This is a genomic window from Methylobacterium ajmalii, from assembly GCF_036448855.1.
In the GTDB taxonomy this organism is placed as follows: domain Bacteria; phylum Pseudomonadota; class Alphaproteobacteria; order Rhizobiales; family Beijerinckiaceae; genus Methylobacterium; species Methylobacterium ajmalii.
Map to the genome: position 1 here is coordinate 19,614 of NZ_JAZFXT010000015.1, position 15,325 is coordinate 34,938.

Annotated in this window: 13 protein-coding genes and 2 pseudogenes; 6 read left to right on the top strand and 9 right to left on the bottom strand. The window is 70.1% G+C overall.

Annotated features, from left to right (window positions below):
- Positions 1–111: 111 nt before the first annotated feature.
- The 8 genes from V3T34_RS06290 to V3T34_RS06325 all read right to left on the bottom strand — a co-directional run bounded on the left by V3T34_RS06290 (position 112) and on the right by V3T34_RS06325 (position 8,723).
- Entirely contained in the window at positions 112–1,071 is a 960-nt protein-coding gene (locus tag V3T34_RS06290; RefSeq protein ID WP_305079315.1) for a Brp/Blh family beta-carotene 15,15'-dioxygenase, read from the bottom strand.
- A 9-nt stretch (positions 1,072–1,080) separates the two neighbouring features.
- Complete coding sequence (locus tag V3T34_RS06295; RefSeq protein ID WP_305079314.1) at positions 1,081–1,839, bottom strand: bacteriorhodopsin; 759 nt, start codon at positions 1,837–1,839, stop codon at positions 1,081–1,083.
- A gap of 403 nt (positions 1,840–2,242) precedes the next feature.
- Entirely contained in the window at positions 2,243–3,106 is an 864-nt protein-coding gene (locus V3T34_RS06300; protein WP_060850067.1) for a MurR/RpiR family transcriptional regulator, read from the bottom strand.
- 324 nt (positions 3,107–3,430) lie between these two features.
- Positions 3,431–3,871, bottom strand: a complete 441-nt coding sequence (locus tag V3T34_RS06305; protein WP_060850068.1) for an RbsD/FucU family protein — start codon at positions 3,869–3,871, stop codon at positions 3,431–3,433.
- A gap of 35 nt (positions 3,872–3,906) precedes the next feature.
- A complete protein-coding gene (locus tag V3T34_RS06310) occupies positions 3,907–4,938 on the bottom strand; it encodes an ABC transporter permease (protein WP_305079313.1) in 1,032 nt (343 codons plus the stop codon).
- Positions 4,938–5,933, bottom strand: coding sequence for an ABC transporter permease (locus tag V3T34_RS06315; protein WP_060850070.1), 996 nt, complete (start codon positions 5,931–5,933; stop codon positions 4,938–4,940). The genes V3T34_RS06310 and V3T34_RS06315 overlap by 1 nt, the downstream gene beginning before the upstream one ends.
- On the bottom strand, positions 5,926–7,407 hold the full coding sequence (locus V3T34_RS06320; protein WP_305079312.1) for a sugar ABC transporter ATP-binding protein: 1,482 nt from the start codon (positions 7,405–7,407) through the stop codon (positions 5,926–5,928). The genes V3T34_RS06315 and V3T34_RS06320 overlap by 8 nt, the downstream gene beginning before the upstream one ends.
- 317 nt (positions 7,408–7,724) lie before the next feature.
- Positions 7,725–8,723 carry a substrate-binding domain-containing protein gene (locus V3T34_RS06325; protein ID WP_091887658.1) on the bottom strand — a complete coding sequence of 333 codons (999 nt, stop codon included), beginning with the start codon at positions 8,721–8,723 and terminating at the stop codon, positions 7,725–7,727.
- A 250-nt stretch (positions 8,724–8,973) separates the two neighbouring features.
- Between V3T34_RS06325 and V3T34_RS06330 the strand changes: the two genes are divergently transcribed.
- The 6 genes and pseudogenes from V3T34_RS06330 (at position 8,974) to V3T34_RS06350 (ending at position 15,014) form a co-directional block, all read left to right on the top strand.
- The gene (locus V3T34_RS06330; protein ID WP_305079329.1) at positions 8,974–9,948 is read left to right on the top strand and encodes a sugar phosphate isomerase/epimerase family protein; all 975 of its coding nucleotides are present in this window, start codon (positions 8,974–8,976) and stop codon (positions 9,946–9,948) included.
- Positions 9,949–9,997: 49 nt separating this feature from the next.
- Positions 9,998–11,050, top strand: a complete 1,053-nt coding sequence (locus V3T34_RS06335) for a sugar ABC transporter substrate-binding protein (RefSeq protein WP_305079311.1) — start codon at positions 9,998–10,000, stop codon at positions 11,048–11,050.
- 600 nt (positions 11,051–11,650) lie between these two features.
- Positions 11,651–12,079, top strand: a pseudogene (locus V3T34_RS28540) (ATP-binding cassette domain-containing protein); the annotation flags it as partial.
- Between the two features lie 321 nt (positions 12,080–12,400).
- Positions 12,401–13,078 (top strand): annotated as a pseudogene (locus V3T34_RS28545) (ATP-binding cassette domain-containing protein); the annotation flags it as partial.
- Between the two features lie 38 nt (positions 13,079–13,116).
- Positions 13,117–14,094 (top strand): ABC transporter permease, encoded by a 978-nt coding sequence (locus tag V3T34_RS06345; RefSeq protein WP_305079309.1) that lies wholly within the window; start codon positions 13,117–13,119, stop codon positions 14,092–14,094.
- Positions 14,091–15,014 (top strand): PfkB family carbohydrate kinase, encoded by a 924-nt coding sequence (locus tag V3T34_RS06350; protein ID WP_305079308.1) that lies wholly within the window; start codon positions 14,091–14,093, stop codon positions 15,012–15,014. The genes V3T34_RS06345 and V3T34_RS06350 overlap by 4 nt, the downstream gene beginning before the upstream one ends.
- A gap of 165 nt (positions 15,015–15,179) precedes the next feature.
- Here the strand turns inward: V3T34_RS06350 and V3T34_RS06355 are convergent, their stop codons facing one another.
- Complete coding sequence (locus V3T34_RS06355; protein WP_407942679.1) at positions 15,180–15,308, bottom strand: hypothetical protein; 129 nt, start codon at positions 15,306–15,308, stop codon at positions 15,180–15,182.
- Positions 15,309–15,325 lie beyond the last annotated feature (17 nt).

Below are 15,325 nucleotides of genomic sequence, written 5' to 3' on the forward strand. Positions count from 1 at the left end.
CGCTTCGTCGGCTTTGAACCTTGTTGTGTCGCAGACTTTTGCCGCAAGACCGCCGGCCGCTTTTTGCGAAATCTGCCCGGTGCGGATTCCAGGCCGGGGCAGGGTGGCGCCTCAAGGGACGGGCTCGGGGTTGGACCTCGCGCCCGGCGTCACCGACCGCTCGACCCACGCATCCAGGAGGAGGTGCGGCAGCGTCAGGGCGGCGAGGAGCTGGAGGGTCAGGGCGAGCAGCCGCTCGGGGCCGGGCGCCTGCGGGTAGGTCGGCCAGAGGAGGAGGCCGACGAGGAGCGTGAGCCCGAAGACCGGCAGCGCCAGCACGACCGCCCGACCCATCCGGTCGACGGCCGGGGCGCGGGCGGGGTCGCCGGCGAGCGCCCGCATGTGCCGCGGGGCATGCAGGCAGACGAAGTAGAGCCCGAAGGCGCTGAGCGGCGGCAGGACCAGGAAGGCGAGGGTGAGACCGGCGAGCTCGAGGAGAAGCCGGGGCGCCGGCCGCGCCGCGAGGAGCCAGACGAGCGCGAGGCACAGCCAGGCCTGGGCGAAGAATCCCCACCAGCCCGGCGGCACCGACATCGCGGTGTCGGTCACGACCGCGAAGATGCGGGCGGTGGCCTCGGGCCGGGCCAGTGCCGGGAGCGCGATCGGCAGGCCGCCGCGCACCAGGGCCTCGACCGGGCGGCCCGGCCCGGCATCCTCGCGGCCGAAATGCAGGACCGAGAGGGCGAGGAAGCCCGCGAGCGTCGCCTCGGGGGCGAGCCGCCAGGCAACCAGCACCGCGGCGGTGAGCGCGAGATAGGGCGCGGCGAAGACCGGGAACCAGGCCCGCCCGAAGCGCGGGCGCAGGAGGGGCTTGGCCAATTCGCCGTCGAGGGCGCCGTGCGGTACCCCGAGGCCGATGACGAGGACCAGCACGGCGAGCCAGCCCGCCTCCTGCGGCAGCAGGGCGGTCGCGGCGAGGAGGAGGGCGGCGGCGGGGAGCAGGCAGGACGCCGCCCCCCGCCAGGCGGTGGGCCGCGGCATCCGCGGCACCGGGGCGCCGGCCACCGCCGGGATCGGGGAGGGCCGGCGCATCGCGTCCGCCTACTCGGCCGCCGCGAGGTGGGGACGCACTGGGGCAGCCTTGCCCTCGGCGAGGTCGCGCTCGACGCGCTTGGCGGTCTGGACGGTGGCCATCAGGCCGTAGACGACCTTGGCCACGAGATCGAGCACCGCGATGATGCCGAGGCCGAGCGCCGGCCCGAGCAGGCCGAGCCCGTCGTCGCCGAACAGCAGCACGACCGGGTAGGCGAGCCAGATCACCGACAGGAACACGGCGTTGCGCAGGAAGTCGGCCCGGGTGTCGTCCCGCTCGTGGGCGTTCTCCTCGCGCAGCTGCACGAAGATCCCGTAATACACCGCCAGGAAGGCGCCGCAGGAGATGGCGAACCAAGTCCATTTCAGCCACGCAACTTGGCTGAGGCCGAAGACCAGCGCGGTGACGATCATGATCAGGTCGGAGCCGATCATCCCGCCGACGACCGCGCGGCGGCGCATCTCGCTATGCATCGCGGTATTGGCGAGGCCGAGCAGCAGGAGCGGCGTCGTGAACGACCAGTCGATGTAGCGCGCGAAGTAGAACGCCCGCGTGGCCGTGCCGGCATCCGGCCCGGCCGGCAGAAGGATGCTGCCCTGGCCGGTCGCCATCGCGAAGTACGAGCAGGCGGCGATGATCGGCACCAGGCCGTGGATGATGGTATCGGCCTCCTCGGCCGGGGTGCGCCGCTTGCCGATGAACAGGATCAGGGCGGCGCCGACGCTCATGCCGGCGAAGCCGACCCAGAGCCAGAATTGCGGTGACATCAGTTCGTCCGTTGCTCGAAAAGCCAGCCCCATCGCAACGGTCCCGAGCGGACAGCAGCAAGGCGGCACGGCAACACAGCATCGGTCGTGAAGTTCCGCACGGTGAGAACGCAAATCTGACGCAGAACTGCGGAATTTCTGCTTGATCGATTACGAATAATCTAATTTTTGACCGAATGTTTCCATCCGGTTTCCAGCAGCACGGGTCGCCGTCTCACGCTCTGTTCGATCGATCGCAACGACGCCGGAAGACTTTGGACGATGCGCGGGACGAACGGGAACCGTCCGGTGCGGCGCCCCGATCATGTACGGAGCATCAGTATTCGCGCGGCTCGGGAGCGACCTCTCGCGAGCCGAGGCACCGGAACGCACGCCTCGACGGCGAGGGCCTCGCGGCCGGTCGTCACCCGCGGCGCTTGTCGCGCACCGCCTCCTTGGTGCGGACGAGGGCGGCCTCCGCCGATTTCACGTCGCGCTGCGCGACCAGGACGAAGATCGCGTCGAGGATGTTGAGCTGGGCGATGCGCGCCGCGGCGTTCTCGCCCAGCAGCGGCGAGCCGCGGGCCGTCGAGCACAGCACCACGTCGGCGGCCTCGGCGAGCGGCGAATGCGAGTAGTTGGTGATCGCGATGGTGCGCGCGCCCCGGCGCCGGGCGATCTGGAGCGCCTCCAGCGTCACCAGGGTCGCCCCCGAATGCGAGAAGCCGATCGCCACGTCCCGGGTGCCGAGCAGCGCGGCCGACATCGCCATCATGTGGGCGTCGTCGTAGACCGAGGCGTGGATGCCGATGCGCAGGAACTTGTGGGCGACGTCGCGGGCGATCTGGGCCGAGCCGCCGACACCGTAGAGGTCGCGCCGGCGGGCGTCGGCGATGAAGTCGGCCGCGCGCTCGAAGGCGGCGACGTCGGCGATGGCGAGCGTCTCCTCCAGCGCCTGGATCGAGGCCCGGAAGACCTTGCTGACGATCTCGGCGCCCGAATCGTCGGGCGAGAGCTCGTCGTGCATCTCGGCGTCCGAGACGCGGACGTAGTCGGCGACGTTCTGGCGGAAGTCGCGGTAGCCGGAGAAGCCCAGCTTCTTGGCGATCTTGACCACCATCGCCTCCGAGACCCCGGCGGTCTCGGCCACGTCCTTGAGGGCGGTCTCGACGCTGAAATCGCGCCGGCCGAACACGCTGTCGACGACCTTCGCCTCGAGCGGCGTCAGGTTCGGTCGCATCATGCGGATCCGCGGCCCGACCGACTTCGGATCCATCACCTCGTTCATCGGGTCCGTCTCCTTGCCGGATGCACTGCTTTAATACCCTCGTGCCTCGGCATCGATGCCCATTCGGCCTGGCCTCGCGCCGTCGAACGAACCGGTCAAAGGCGCGGCGGAATCACGGCCTGCTCGCCTTGAACCGAAACCTTTGTCCCACTCTAGACCTCATCCTGAGGTTTTAGTCCATCAAGGATGGACTGACCTCGAATGAAGTTGTGCATGGGAAAGAAAAGTATTGCGCGACATGAATTGTCTCCATCAAACAGGCTCCCACATCTCAGGACGAGGGTGCGAGTGGAATGAGAGCGTTTGCTCCAGTCGAACGCTCCCTCAGACGACCCCCTTGCGCAGGATGAAGCAGCCATACGGGCCGGGATCGGAGGTGCGCACCACCGCGAAGGCCTGCCGGGCGGCGGCGTAGAAGTCGAACCGCTCCAGGGCCTCGACGAGGACCGGGCGGCCCTCGGCGCGGTCGGCGACCTCCTGCATCCGCTCGTGGGCGGGCATCAGCCGGTCCGGGTCGCCGACCACCTTCATCCGCTTCACGGGCGCCGGCACGAAGGTGTCGAGCGGCATCACCGACAGGATCGCCTCCGCGGCCCGGGGGAGATCGCAGCCGGCCATGTCGATGACGCGGCCGTGGACGGTGTGGCGGGCGATGCTGGCGGCGGGGTGGTTGACGTCGCAGATCAGGAGATCGTCGCCGTGCCCCATCGCCATCAGCATGCCGAGCATCTCGGCCGACAAGGCCCGGTCCAGTCCCTTGAGCATCTTCGTCCCCTCGAACGGTACGGAGGCGCGCCGCGTCAGGCCTGCGGCGGCGCGGGGCGCAGCACCGGCGCGCGCAGGCCGGCGAGCAGCGGACGCAGCTGGTCGCGCACCGCCGCGATCAGGCTGACCGAGAGCAGGATCCCGCCCCAGACCGCCAGCGTCAGGAACTGGCTGAGATCGAGGAGGACGCAGGCCGTCGAGATCAGCTGAAGCACGACCAGGGCCAGGACCAGCCCGCCGACCCGGCCGAAGCCGCCCGTCGGCGAGATGCCGCCGAGCACGCAGGCCAGGATCGTGACGAGGAGGTAGCTCTCGCCGTAGGCCGCGTTGGCGGAGTTGAAGCGCGCCATCATGACGAACCCGGCGGTCGCCGCGACGAGCGAGGTCAGGACGTAGATGCGCAGCAACGCCGCCCGCGTGTCGATGCCGGAGAAGCGCACCGCCTGCTGGTTCGAGCCCATCAGGGTCAGCACGACGCCGAACGGCGTGCGGGTGAGCAGGATGCCGAGGGCGAGCGCGACGAGCCCGAGCAGCAGGAGCGGCGTCGGGACGCCGAGCACCGAGCCGCTGCCGATGAACAGGATGGCGGGCGGGAAGTCGGAGACGACGCTGCCGCGGGTGAGCCCGATCGCCAGGCCCTTGACCAGCGTCATGGTCCCGAGGGTCGCCAGGATCGGCGAGACGCGCAGGTAGCCGATCAGGGTGCCGTTGAGGAGACCGACGAGGGCTGCCGCCGCGAGCCCCGCCACGAGCGCCCCCGCCTCGTACGCGACGAGGAGGGCGCCGCCCGCGCCGTCGGGGGCGGATTTCAGCACCGCGGCCGCCGCGAGCGCGGCGAGGTTCGCGGTCGCGATGATCGACAGATCGAGGCCGCCGGAGAGCAGCGTCACCATCATGGCGAGCGACAGGAGGCCGAGCTCTGGCAGCTGGAAGGCCATCGAGCGCAGGCCCGCCGGGGCGAAGAGTCGGTCGCCGACGAGCGGCGCGACGGCGAGGCACAGGACGGCCAGGAGGCCCAGCAGGCGCAGGTTGGTGCGGCCGACGGTCCGCAGGAGGAAGTCCGGCATCAGGCGAGCCCCGGGGAATCGTGCCAGCGGCGGCGGGCGCGGGCCGCCATGCCGGCGACGGCGGCGACGATGACGAGGCCGGTGAAGAAGTCCGTCCAGTAGGACGACACGCCGAGCAGCGCGAGGCCGTTCTTCATGATGACGACGAGGGCGAGGCCGAGGATCGCGCCGAGGACCGAGCCGTGGCCGCCGTCGAGGCTCGCCCCGCCGAGCACGGCGGCGGCCACGACCTCGAGCTCGCGCCCGACCAGCGCGGTGGGCGACACCGACTGGGTGTACTGGGCCTGGACCAGAGAGGCGAGGCCGGCGACGAGGCCCATATAGCCGTAGACGAGCAGATTGAGGCGGGTCGTGCCGAAGCCGACGCGTCGGGCCGCCTCCGGGTTGCCGCCGAGCGCGAAGACCTGCCGGCCGAAATGGGTCCGGTTGAGCAGGAACCAGGCGCTCGCGAAGGCGAGCACCAGCGCCCAGATCTGCAGGCTGATCGCGTAGACGTTGCCCTTGGCGTCGGTGGTGACGAAGAGGTCGACCGGGTCGCCGAACCAGGCCGGCAGGGTGAAGATGTCCTGGCCCCGGGTTACGGTGAGCAGGATGCCGTAGATCACGCTCTGCGTGGCGATGGTGACGATGATGCTGGCGATGCCGAGCGTGCTCACCAGGAAGCCGTTGACGAGGCCGAGAGCGAGCCCGATCCCGCCGGCGATGGCGACGATCTCGCCCCAGCCGGCCCCGCTCGCGTTGGCGACGGTGAGCGCGGCGTATTGCGCCACCGAGGCGACCGCCGCGAACGAGATGTCGATGCCGCCGGCGATCAGGACGACGAGCAGCCCCGAGACCAGGATGCCGTTGAACGCCGTCGCGTTCAGCATCTCCAGGACGTTCTGGACGCTCAGAAAGTTCGGCCTGAGCGCGGTCAGCACCACGACCATGCCGAGGACGACGAGCCCGAGCCAGAGTTCCTGCGGCGCGCGCCCGCCGCGCGTTGCGTTACGCATGGACCATCCTCCTCAAGTCGGGCTCGGCGACGTGATGCGCCATGACCTCGCCGGTCAGCCGGCCCTCCCGCATCACCAGGATCCGGTCGCAATGGTAGAGGACCTCGGGGATCTCGTCGGAGATCATGATGACGGCGAGCCCCTGCGCCGCGAGGTCCTTCACGAGCTGGTAGATGCCGTCCTTGCCGTGCAGGTCGACGCCGACCGTCGGGCTGTCGAGGATCAGCACGCGGGGCTTGGTGGCGAGCCACTTGGCGATCACCACCCGCTGCTGGTTGCCGCCCGAGAGCGTCCTCACCGGATCGTCCGGGGTGCCGATCTTGATCGCGAGGTCGCGGATCCAGTCGCGGATCAGGCCGGCCTCGCGGCGCCGCCGCAGGAGGCCGAGGCGGTCCTTCAGCGTGTCGAGCACCGTGACCGTGACGTTGGCGCCGATCGACTGCTCGAGGACGAGCGACAAGGACAGCCGGTCCTCCGGCACGTAGGCGATGCCGCGCGCGATGGCGTCGCGGTTGGAGCGAAACGTCACCGGCTCGCCGTCGATCCGGATGCTGCCGGCATCCGGCGCGTTCATGCCGAAGAGCGACAGCGCCAGCTCGGTCCGGCCGGAGCCGAGGAGGCCGGTCAGGCCGAGGATCTCGCCGGGATAGAGCGCGAAGCCGACATCCCGGTACTCGCCCGCCTTGCACAGGCCCTCGACGGAAAGGACCGGACGCTCGCGCGGGACCGCGCGGTCCCGGGTCTCGTAGGTGAAGGACTTGCCGGACATCAGCACGGCGAGGCGCTGCTCTGTCATGTCCTTGGCGTCGTAGGTGCCGAGCTTCACGCCGTCGCGGATCACCGTGACCCGCTCGGCGATCTCCAGCACCTCGTCGAAGCGGTGGCTGACGAACAGCACGCTGATGTCGCGGCGCTTCAGCTCCAGGGTCAGCGCCAGCAGCGCGTCGACCTCGTGGCGGGTCAGCGAGGCGGTCGGCTCGTCCATGATCACGAGCTTGGCATCCGCGGCGATCGCCCGGCAGATTGCCACGAGCTGGCGGTTGGCGATCGACAGGTGCGACACGCGCTCGTCGAGGTCGAGCGCGACGCCGATGCGCCGCATCGCCGCCTCGGCGACCTTCCGCATCGTCTTGCGCTTCACGAGCCCGGCAAGGCCGCGATGCTGCGCGATGGCGATGTTCTCGGCGACCGTGAGGTTCGGGAACAGCGACAGGTCCTGGTAGATCACCTGGACGCCGAGCGCGCTGCTCTCGACCGGCGTGAGCCGGGCGTGCTCGCGCCCCTCGACCACGATGCGGGCGCCGGGATCGGGATCCTGCACGCCCGAGATGATCTTGATCATCGTGGACTTGCCCGAGCCGTTGCCGCCGACGAGGCAGTGGATCTCGCCGCGCGCAAGGTCGAAGTCGAGGTTCGACAGGGCCTGGACCCCGCCGAAGCGCTTCGACACGCCCCGCATTTCCAGGAACATCATGGTTGGGGTCCGTGATTGCGGGGCTGGTCGGAGATGAAGAGGCGCTGGCAATCTCCTCTCCCCGCGGGCGGGGAGAGGGCTGTGTTCCCGTTCAGGGAACGCAGCGAGGTGTCAGCCGAGGGTGAGGGGGTGTTTCCGGAGGAGTCTCACTCGTCGAGACCCCCTCACCCTCGCTCCGGCTTTCGCCTACGCTCGCTTCATCGACGACAAGGTCGATGAAGCCCTCTCCCCGCCCGCGGGGAGAGGGAAAAACCCGCGCCTTAACTTTCCTGCACAGATCCCACTGCGATCGTGCGCAGTCAGTGCTTGGAAGCAGCTCAGAGCCCCATCTTCACCAGGTCGCCCACCGTCGTCTTGTTGATCGTGAGCACGCGGTCGACCTGGATCACCCGGTTCGCCTCGTCGACCGTGGCGGGGCCGAGCGTCGGGATCTCGATGCCGGTCTTGATCGGCGTGCCGTCGAGGACCATCCGGGCGACCGCGACCATGCCGTAGCCGGCATCCTTGGGGTTCCACAGGAAGCCCTCGCGGATCGCGCCGCTCATCAGCAGGGCCTGGGCCTGGGCGGGAATCATCGTGCCGACGACCGCGACCTTCTTCTCCAGGCGGCGCTGCTTGATCACGTTGCCGGCGCCGATCGGGCCGTTCGAGCCCATCGAGACGATGCCGCGCACGTCCGGGTAGGTCTGCAGCACCTGCTGGGTCACCCGCGAGGATTCGTCGATCAGGTCGGCGCCGGGGAAGCGGTCGGCGACCATCCGCATCTTGGGGTAGTGCGCCTTCTGGTAGGCGATGGCGGCATCGGCCCAGGAGTTGTGGCCCGGGGTCGTCAGCGTGCCGACCAGGACGACGTAGTCGCCCTCCTCGCCCATCTCGCGGGCGAGCGCCTTCATCTGCATCTCGCCGTAGTTCTTGGCGCTGATCAGCTCGAGGTCCCAGGTCTTGCCGTCCTGGTTCTCGCCTTCCTGCGTGATGACGACGATGCCGGCGTCGCGCGCGCGCTTCACGGCCTGGGCGGTCACCTTCACGTCGAGGGGCACGAGGCCGATCACGTCGACCTTCTTGGCGATCAGGTCGTCGATGAGCTTGACCTGCTGGGCCGGATCGACCTGGGCCGGGCCGACCATCGTGGTGGTGATGTTGAACTGCTTGCCGGCGGCCTCGAGCCCCTGGTTGAGGATGTTGAACCAGGGCACGCTGGCCGCCTTCACCACCGTCGCCATCGTCTTGGGCGCGGCCGCGAAGGACCGGGTCGCCTGGAGCGGCCCGGCGAGCGCCAGGCCACCGAGCATCTTGAGAGTGGTGCGTCGATCCATGGTGCGTTCCCCAACCCCGTTGCGACCGGTCGTGACAGGTTCGCGTTATTTACTGCAACACAGGTATGCGTGAAGCGTGGGACGTGTCAAGCATCGACCGGCCCACGCTGCCGGAGTGCGATTGCTGCGACGCACCATGGCGAGAGGTGCGAGGCAGGATAGCGATTTGATATTTCGCTACTTTACAAATTTACATCTATCCGTGATGTTGCGGCCAGACACAGGAGACTCGCCGGTGACATCCGCCCCCGTGCGCTTCGCGACGCGCCTGAACTCGTTCGCCTCGCAGCCCGACGCCTTCTGGCCCAAGGGCCACGGCAAGCCGAGCCCGCTGGAGATGGCGGCCCGCGCCGCGACGGCGCGCGGCCTGACCGACGTCGACCTGAACTTTCCCGATCACCTCGGGCCCGACCCGCGGGCGACCGGCAACGCGATCCGCGACCTCGGCCTGACCGTGAACGGCCTGGCGATGCGCTACTACTCGAACCCGGCCTTCAAGATCGGCGCCTTCACCAACCCCGATCCGGCGGTGCGGCGCGAGGCGATCGACCTGACGAAGCGCGGCATCGACGCGGGCCGCGAGGCCGGCTGCAACCTGATGACCCTGTGGCTCGGCCAGGACGGCTTCGACTACGCCTTCCAGGCCGACTACGCCAAGCTCTGGGCCGACGAGATCGACGGCATCCGCGAGGTCGCGCTGCACGATCCCGAGTGCCTGATCAGCATCGAGTACAAGCCGAACGAGCCGCGCTCCTACAGCCTGCTGCCCGACTGCGCGACGACCCTGTTGGCGCTGAAGGAGATCGACCTGCCGAATCTCGGCGTCACGCTCGACTTCGCGCACGTCCTCTACGCCGACGAGCAGCCGGCCTTCGTGGCGGCGCTGATCGGCCGGCACAGCCGCATCCTCGGCCTGCACCTCAACGACGGCTACGCCAAGCGCGACGACGGGCTGATGGTCGGTGCGGTCCACCCGGTCCAGACGATCGAGCTCCTGCGGCAGGTCCGCAAGGACGGCTTCCACGGGCCGATCTACTTCGACACCTTCCCGGACCTGACCGGCCTCGACCCGGTGGCCGAGTGCGAGGCCAACATCGCCACCGTGACGGCGATGCTCGGCGTCGTCGACAAACTCGAGGGCGACAACGAGCTGAGCGCGGCGATCGCCCGCCAGGACGCGGTCGCGAGCCAGAACCTCGTCCGCAAGGCGATGCTCGGCCGCTGAAACGGGCCCGTACCCGGTCGCACCCGTCGAGAACACGAGGAGGAACGCCATGAAGTCGCTGCTGCTGTCCGGGTTCATGCTGCTCGCCGCCACGGTCGTGCAGTCGCAGGAGCTGAAGCCGCTGAACCCGGATACCGAGACGGACCGGATCGACTGGAGCCAACTGGCCACGAAGCTCGGCCCGATGCCCAAGCCCGCGGCCGGCACCCGCGTCGGGGCGGTGTCGAAGACCCTGACCAACGAGTATTGGCGCCTCCTCGGCGAGGGCTACCAGTCGCTGGGCAAGACGCTCGGCGTGAAGGTCGCCTACCAGGCGGCCCAGAACGAGGGCGACCAGGTCGGCCAGCTGTCGATCGCCGAGACGATGATCGCGCAAGGCGTCAACGTGCTGCTGGTCTCGCCGCAGACCAACGCCAACCTCGAGCCGATCCTCGGCGAGGCCAAGCAGGCCGGCATCCCGGTCGTCAACGTCAACGACGCGGTGATCCCGCTGGCGCCGCACTACGTCGGCAACGTGCAGCGCGACAACGGCGTGCGCGTCGCCCGCTGGTTCATCGCCAACCGTCCGGACGGCGGCAAGCTCGCGGTGATCGAGGGCCAGGCCGGCGTCTTCGCGGCGACCCAGCGCACCGCCGGCTTCAAGGCGACCATCGCGGCGGAGGGCGGCAAGCTCAAGGTCGTGGCCAGCGTGCCGGGCAACTGGGATCGCCAGCTCTCCTACGACGCCGCCACCACGCTGCTGCAGCAGCACCCCGACCTCGTCGGCTTCTACTGCAACAACGACACGATGGCGCTCGGCGTCGTCGAGGCGGTGAAGAACGCGAACCTCCTCGGCAAGGTCGCGGTGTTCGGCACCGACGGCATCACCGACGCCCACGCGTCGATCCGCGCCGGCGAGCTGACCGGCACCGTCGACAGCTTCCCGGTGCTGACCGGCGAGGTCGCCCTGGAGGCGGCCCTGCGCATCCTCGCCAAGGAGCCGGTGCCGCGGGTCGTCGCGACCCCGCAGGCCCTGATCACGAAGGACAACATCGAGCGCTACAAGGGCAAGGGCGCCGACCTGCGGGCGGTGCTCGAGGAGGATGTCCGGTCGGGGAAGTAACCGAGGGCTCGGACCCCTGACCGATGAGGTTGGCAGGGCCGATCGGACGGACCGGGAGCCTGTGCGACCGAACGCAGAGGCCTCGTGCGATACGGTCCATCCCGCCCTCAACCTCATCCTGAGGTGCGACCATCGGGAGCCTCGAAGGAGGGCTCCAGGGGTCGCACGGGTTTCTGGAGCTCTCCTTCGAGGTTTGTCGATCTTCAATCGACTAGAGAACTTCACGATCGCGTTGCAATCGCGAAGCTCTCTAAGTCACTGTTTTGTCGCATTTTCTGCGACGAACCGGTTTCCACTTCGTCGGAAAATGCTTTAACACCTCAGGATGCGGTGAGTGGACAGGATATCTCAAGTCAGATTTCAGTTTTTAGAAGATCAATCTGCTCGATCAGGCTCCTGGGACGAGGTGGCGGTCGGGATAACCCTCGTGGCTTTGGTCGAACAGGCCCTCCGAACGTCCGACGTCCACCGGAACAGTCCCGCCCCGGCCTCCGCCACCCCTCCAACCCCGGTCACGCCATGGCATCCGACGCCCCCTCGCGCCTCCACATCCAGGGCCTCACCAAGCGCTTCCCGGGCGTCGTCGCGCTCGGCGAGATGTCGCTGCGGGTCCGGCCCGGCGAGGTGCACGCGCTGCTCGGCGAGAACGGGGCCGGCAAGTCGACGCTGATGCGGATCCTGTCGGGCGTGCTCCGGCCCGACGAGGGGACCATCGCGGTGGACGGGGAGGAGCTGACCCTGCGCTCGCCCCTCGCGGCCCGCCGCGCCGGCATCGCGATGATCCACCAGGAACTGCAGCAAGTCCCCGAGCTGACCGTGGCGCAGAACATGTTCCTGGGTCGCGCCTTGCGCCGGGGCGGACTGTTCGTCGACCGCGCCCGGCAGGAAGCGCTCGCCGCCGAGGCCCTGGCGCCGCTCGATTCCGCGATCCGCCCGGACGCGCCGATCCGCAGCCTCCGGGTGGCACAGCGCCAGATCGTCGAGATCGCCCGCGCGCTCCTCGACAACGCGCGCATCATCGCGATGGACGAGCCGACCTCGAGCCTGACGCCGAGCGAGTTCGAGCGCCTGGCCGCCGTCATCGCCGGGCTCGCCGCCCGGGGCGTGTCGATCATCTACGTCTCGCACAAGATGGACGAGGTGTTCCGGACCTGCAGCCGCGCGACGATCATGCGCGACGGGCGGTTCGTCGCCGATCTCGACCTCGCCGGGACCACCGAGGGCGCCGTCGTCGCCCAGATGGTCGGCCGCGAGTTCGCGGTCGCGGAGCACCGCTCGTCGGTGCGGCCCGAAACCGTCCTGTCGGTACGCGGCCTGAGCGCCGGGACGAAGGTGGTCGATGCGAGCTTCGACCTGCGGCGCGGCGAGGTTTTGGGCATCGCCGGGCTGATCGGCTCGGGCCGCACCGAGCTCTTGCGCCTCATCGCCGGCGCCGATCGGCGCAGCAGCGGCACCGTCACGGTCAACGGCCGGCCGCTCGTGCGAGCCGGCACCCGCGCGGCGATCGCGGCCGGCATCGGGCTGGTGCCCGAGGAGCGCAAGCGCGACGGCATCGTGCCCCAGCGCTCGATGGTCGCCAACGTGGCCCTGCCGTCGATGCCCCGGTTCGCGCCCCGCGGCGTCGTGCGCGGGCGCAGGCTCCGGGCCGAGGCCGGGCGCCTCCTCGCCGAGGTGAACCTGCGGCCGATGCAGATCGACCGGCCGATCCGCCTGTTCAGCGGCGGCAACCAGCAGAAGGGCATCATCGCCCGCTGGATCGCCGCCGGCACCCAGATCCTGCTCTTCGACGAGCCGACCCGCGGCATCGACATCGGCGCCAAGGCGGAGATCTACGGGCTGATCGAGCGGCTCGCCGCCGAGGGCAAGTCGGTCATCGTCGTCTCCTCGGAGCTGCCCGAGCTGCTGCGCCTCTCCGACCGGGTGCTCGTCATGCGCCAGGGCCGGATCGCCGCCGAGCTTCCGCGCGAGGCGCTGAGCGAGCAGGCCATCGTCGCCCACGCCGTTCCCCAATCCGTCCGCGCCGCCTGATCCTTCGATCCTCCATTTCGCGCCGTCGAGGCCCGCCCATGCTAACCCTGACCGACAAAGCCGCCCCCGCGCCCGGCGCGACGACGCGCCTGCGCGTGCCGTTGCGCGATTTCGGCACCCTGCTCGGCCTCGTGCTCATCGTCGGGGTGTTCGCGGTCGCGGCCCCGGGCTTCCTGACCGAGCGTAACCTCCTCAACATCCTGCAGCAATCGAGCATCAACGCCTGCGTGGCGCTCGGCATGACGCTGGTGATCGTGTCGGGCGGCATCGACCTCTCGGTCGGCCCGGTCGCGGCGCTCTCGGCGGTGCTGTCGGCGAGCCTGATGGTCGCCGGCGTGCCGCCCGTGCTCGCCGTGCTGGCCGGGCTGGCCCTCGGCGCGGCCTGCGGCGCGGTCAACGGCGCGCTGATCTGCTTTGGCGGCCTCCAGCCCTTCATCGTCACGCTCGGCACGCTGAGCACCTACCGGGCGCTGGCGCTGATCGCCACGGACGGCAACCCGATCTTCGGCGTGCCGCAGAGCTTCCGGGCGCTGGTGAACGGGAACGTCGGCGGACTCCCGATGGCGGTGGTCGTGGTGCTGGTCGTGGCGCTCCTCGCCGGGCTGATCCTGCGCAAGACGCCGTTCGGCGAGTACCTCCTGGCGGTCGGCGGCAACGAGGAGGCCGCCCACATCGCCGGCGTGCCGATCGCGCTCACCAAGATCGGCGCCTACATGCTGTCGGGCCTGCTCGCCGCGCTCGCAGCCATGATCCTGGTCGGCCGCCTCGGCGCCGCCGAGCCGATTCTCGGCAACCTGTGGGAGCTCGACGCCATCGCGGCGGCGGCGATCGGCGGCGCCTCGCTGATGGGCGGCAAGGGCAGCATCCTCGGCACGCTGCTCGGGGCGGTCATCCTCGGCACCATGCGCAACGGCCTGACGCTGATGAACGTGCAGGCCTTCTACCAGCTGCTCGCCACCGGCCTCATCATCCTGCTCGCCATGCTGGTCGACCGTTTCGCCCGGGGTCGCGCATGACCACGCTCGACGAGACCTCCCCGGACGTGACCGGGCAGGGGACGCGGCCCGCAATCGTCGTCGTCGGCAGCCTGCACTACGACATCACGGTCGACGCGCCCGACCGCCCCCGCAAGGGCGAGACGGTGACCGGCCGGCGCTGGGCCCCGAAATTCGGCGGCAAGGGCGGCAACCAGGCCGCGGCGGCGCAAGCGCAGGGCGTCGCGACCGCCATGGTCGGCGCGGTCGGCGACGACGATTTCGGCCGTGGGCTGCTCGTCGGCCTCGATCGGGCCGGCGTGGACCGTGCCGCCGTAGCGGTCCTGCCCGGGACCGGCTCGGGCATGAGCGTGGCGATCTTCGACGACGGCGGCGATTACGGCGCGGTCATCGTCTCGGGCGCGAACCTCGCGATCCGGGCCGACCAGATCCCGGACGCCCGCCTCGGGCAGGCGCGGGCGCTGATCCTGCAGAACGAGATCCCGGAGGCGGTCAACGCCGCGGTGGCGCGCCGCGCCCGGCAGCTCGGTCTCGTCACGATCCTCAACGCGGCACCGGCCCGGCCCTTCACGACGGATCTGCCCGACCACGTCGACATCCTGGTCGTCAACGCGATCGAGGCCGAGATGCTCGGCGGCGGGACGGTGGAGTCGCTGGAGGACGCCGCGAGGGCCGCCGACATCCTCGCCACCCGCTTCGGCCTCGTCGTGGTGACGGCGGGCGGCGACGGCGTGGCGATGGCGGGCGCCGCCGCGGACCCGGTGGCGCTGCCGGCCCTGCCGATCACCGTCGTCAGCACCCACGGCGCCGGCGACATGTTCGTGGGCACCTTCGCGGCGCACCTCGCCCTGGGCGACGGTCCCGAGGCCGCGTTGCACGCCGCCAACGCGGCCGCCGCGCGCCTGGTCTCGACGCCGGAGCACGCGCGCCCATCGCTCTGAAGGCGCGCCCGACCGGGCATCGGATCCCCGGCGGGGGCCGCCGCCCTGGAATGTCCGAGCGCTCGCGCCGGGCGGGACGCCCCAAAGGAAAGGGGCCCCGGGTCGCGACGACCCGGGGCCCCTTCGTTTCGTCCACCGTGCGGTGCGGGCGGTTGCCCGAGCCGATCAGCGGAGGAGCTGGAGGACCTGCTGGTCGCGCTGGGTGGCGAGCGACAGGGCGGTCTGGGCGAGCTGGCCGCGGGTGTTGAGCGAGCTCAGCTTGGCGCCTTCCTCGTTCAGGTCGGCCAGGGTCAGGTCGCCGGCGCCCGCCT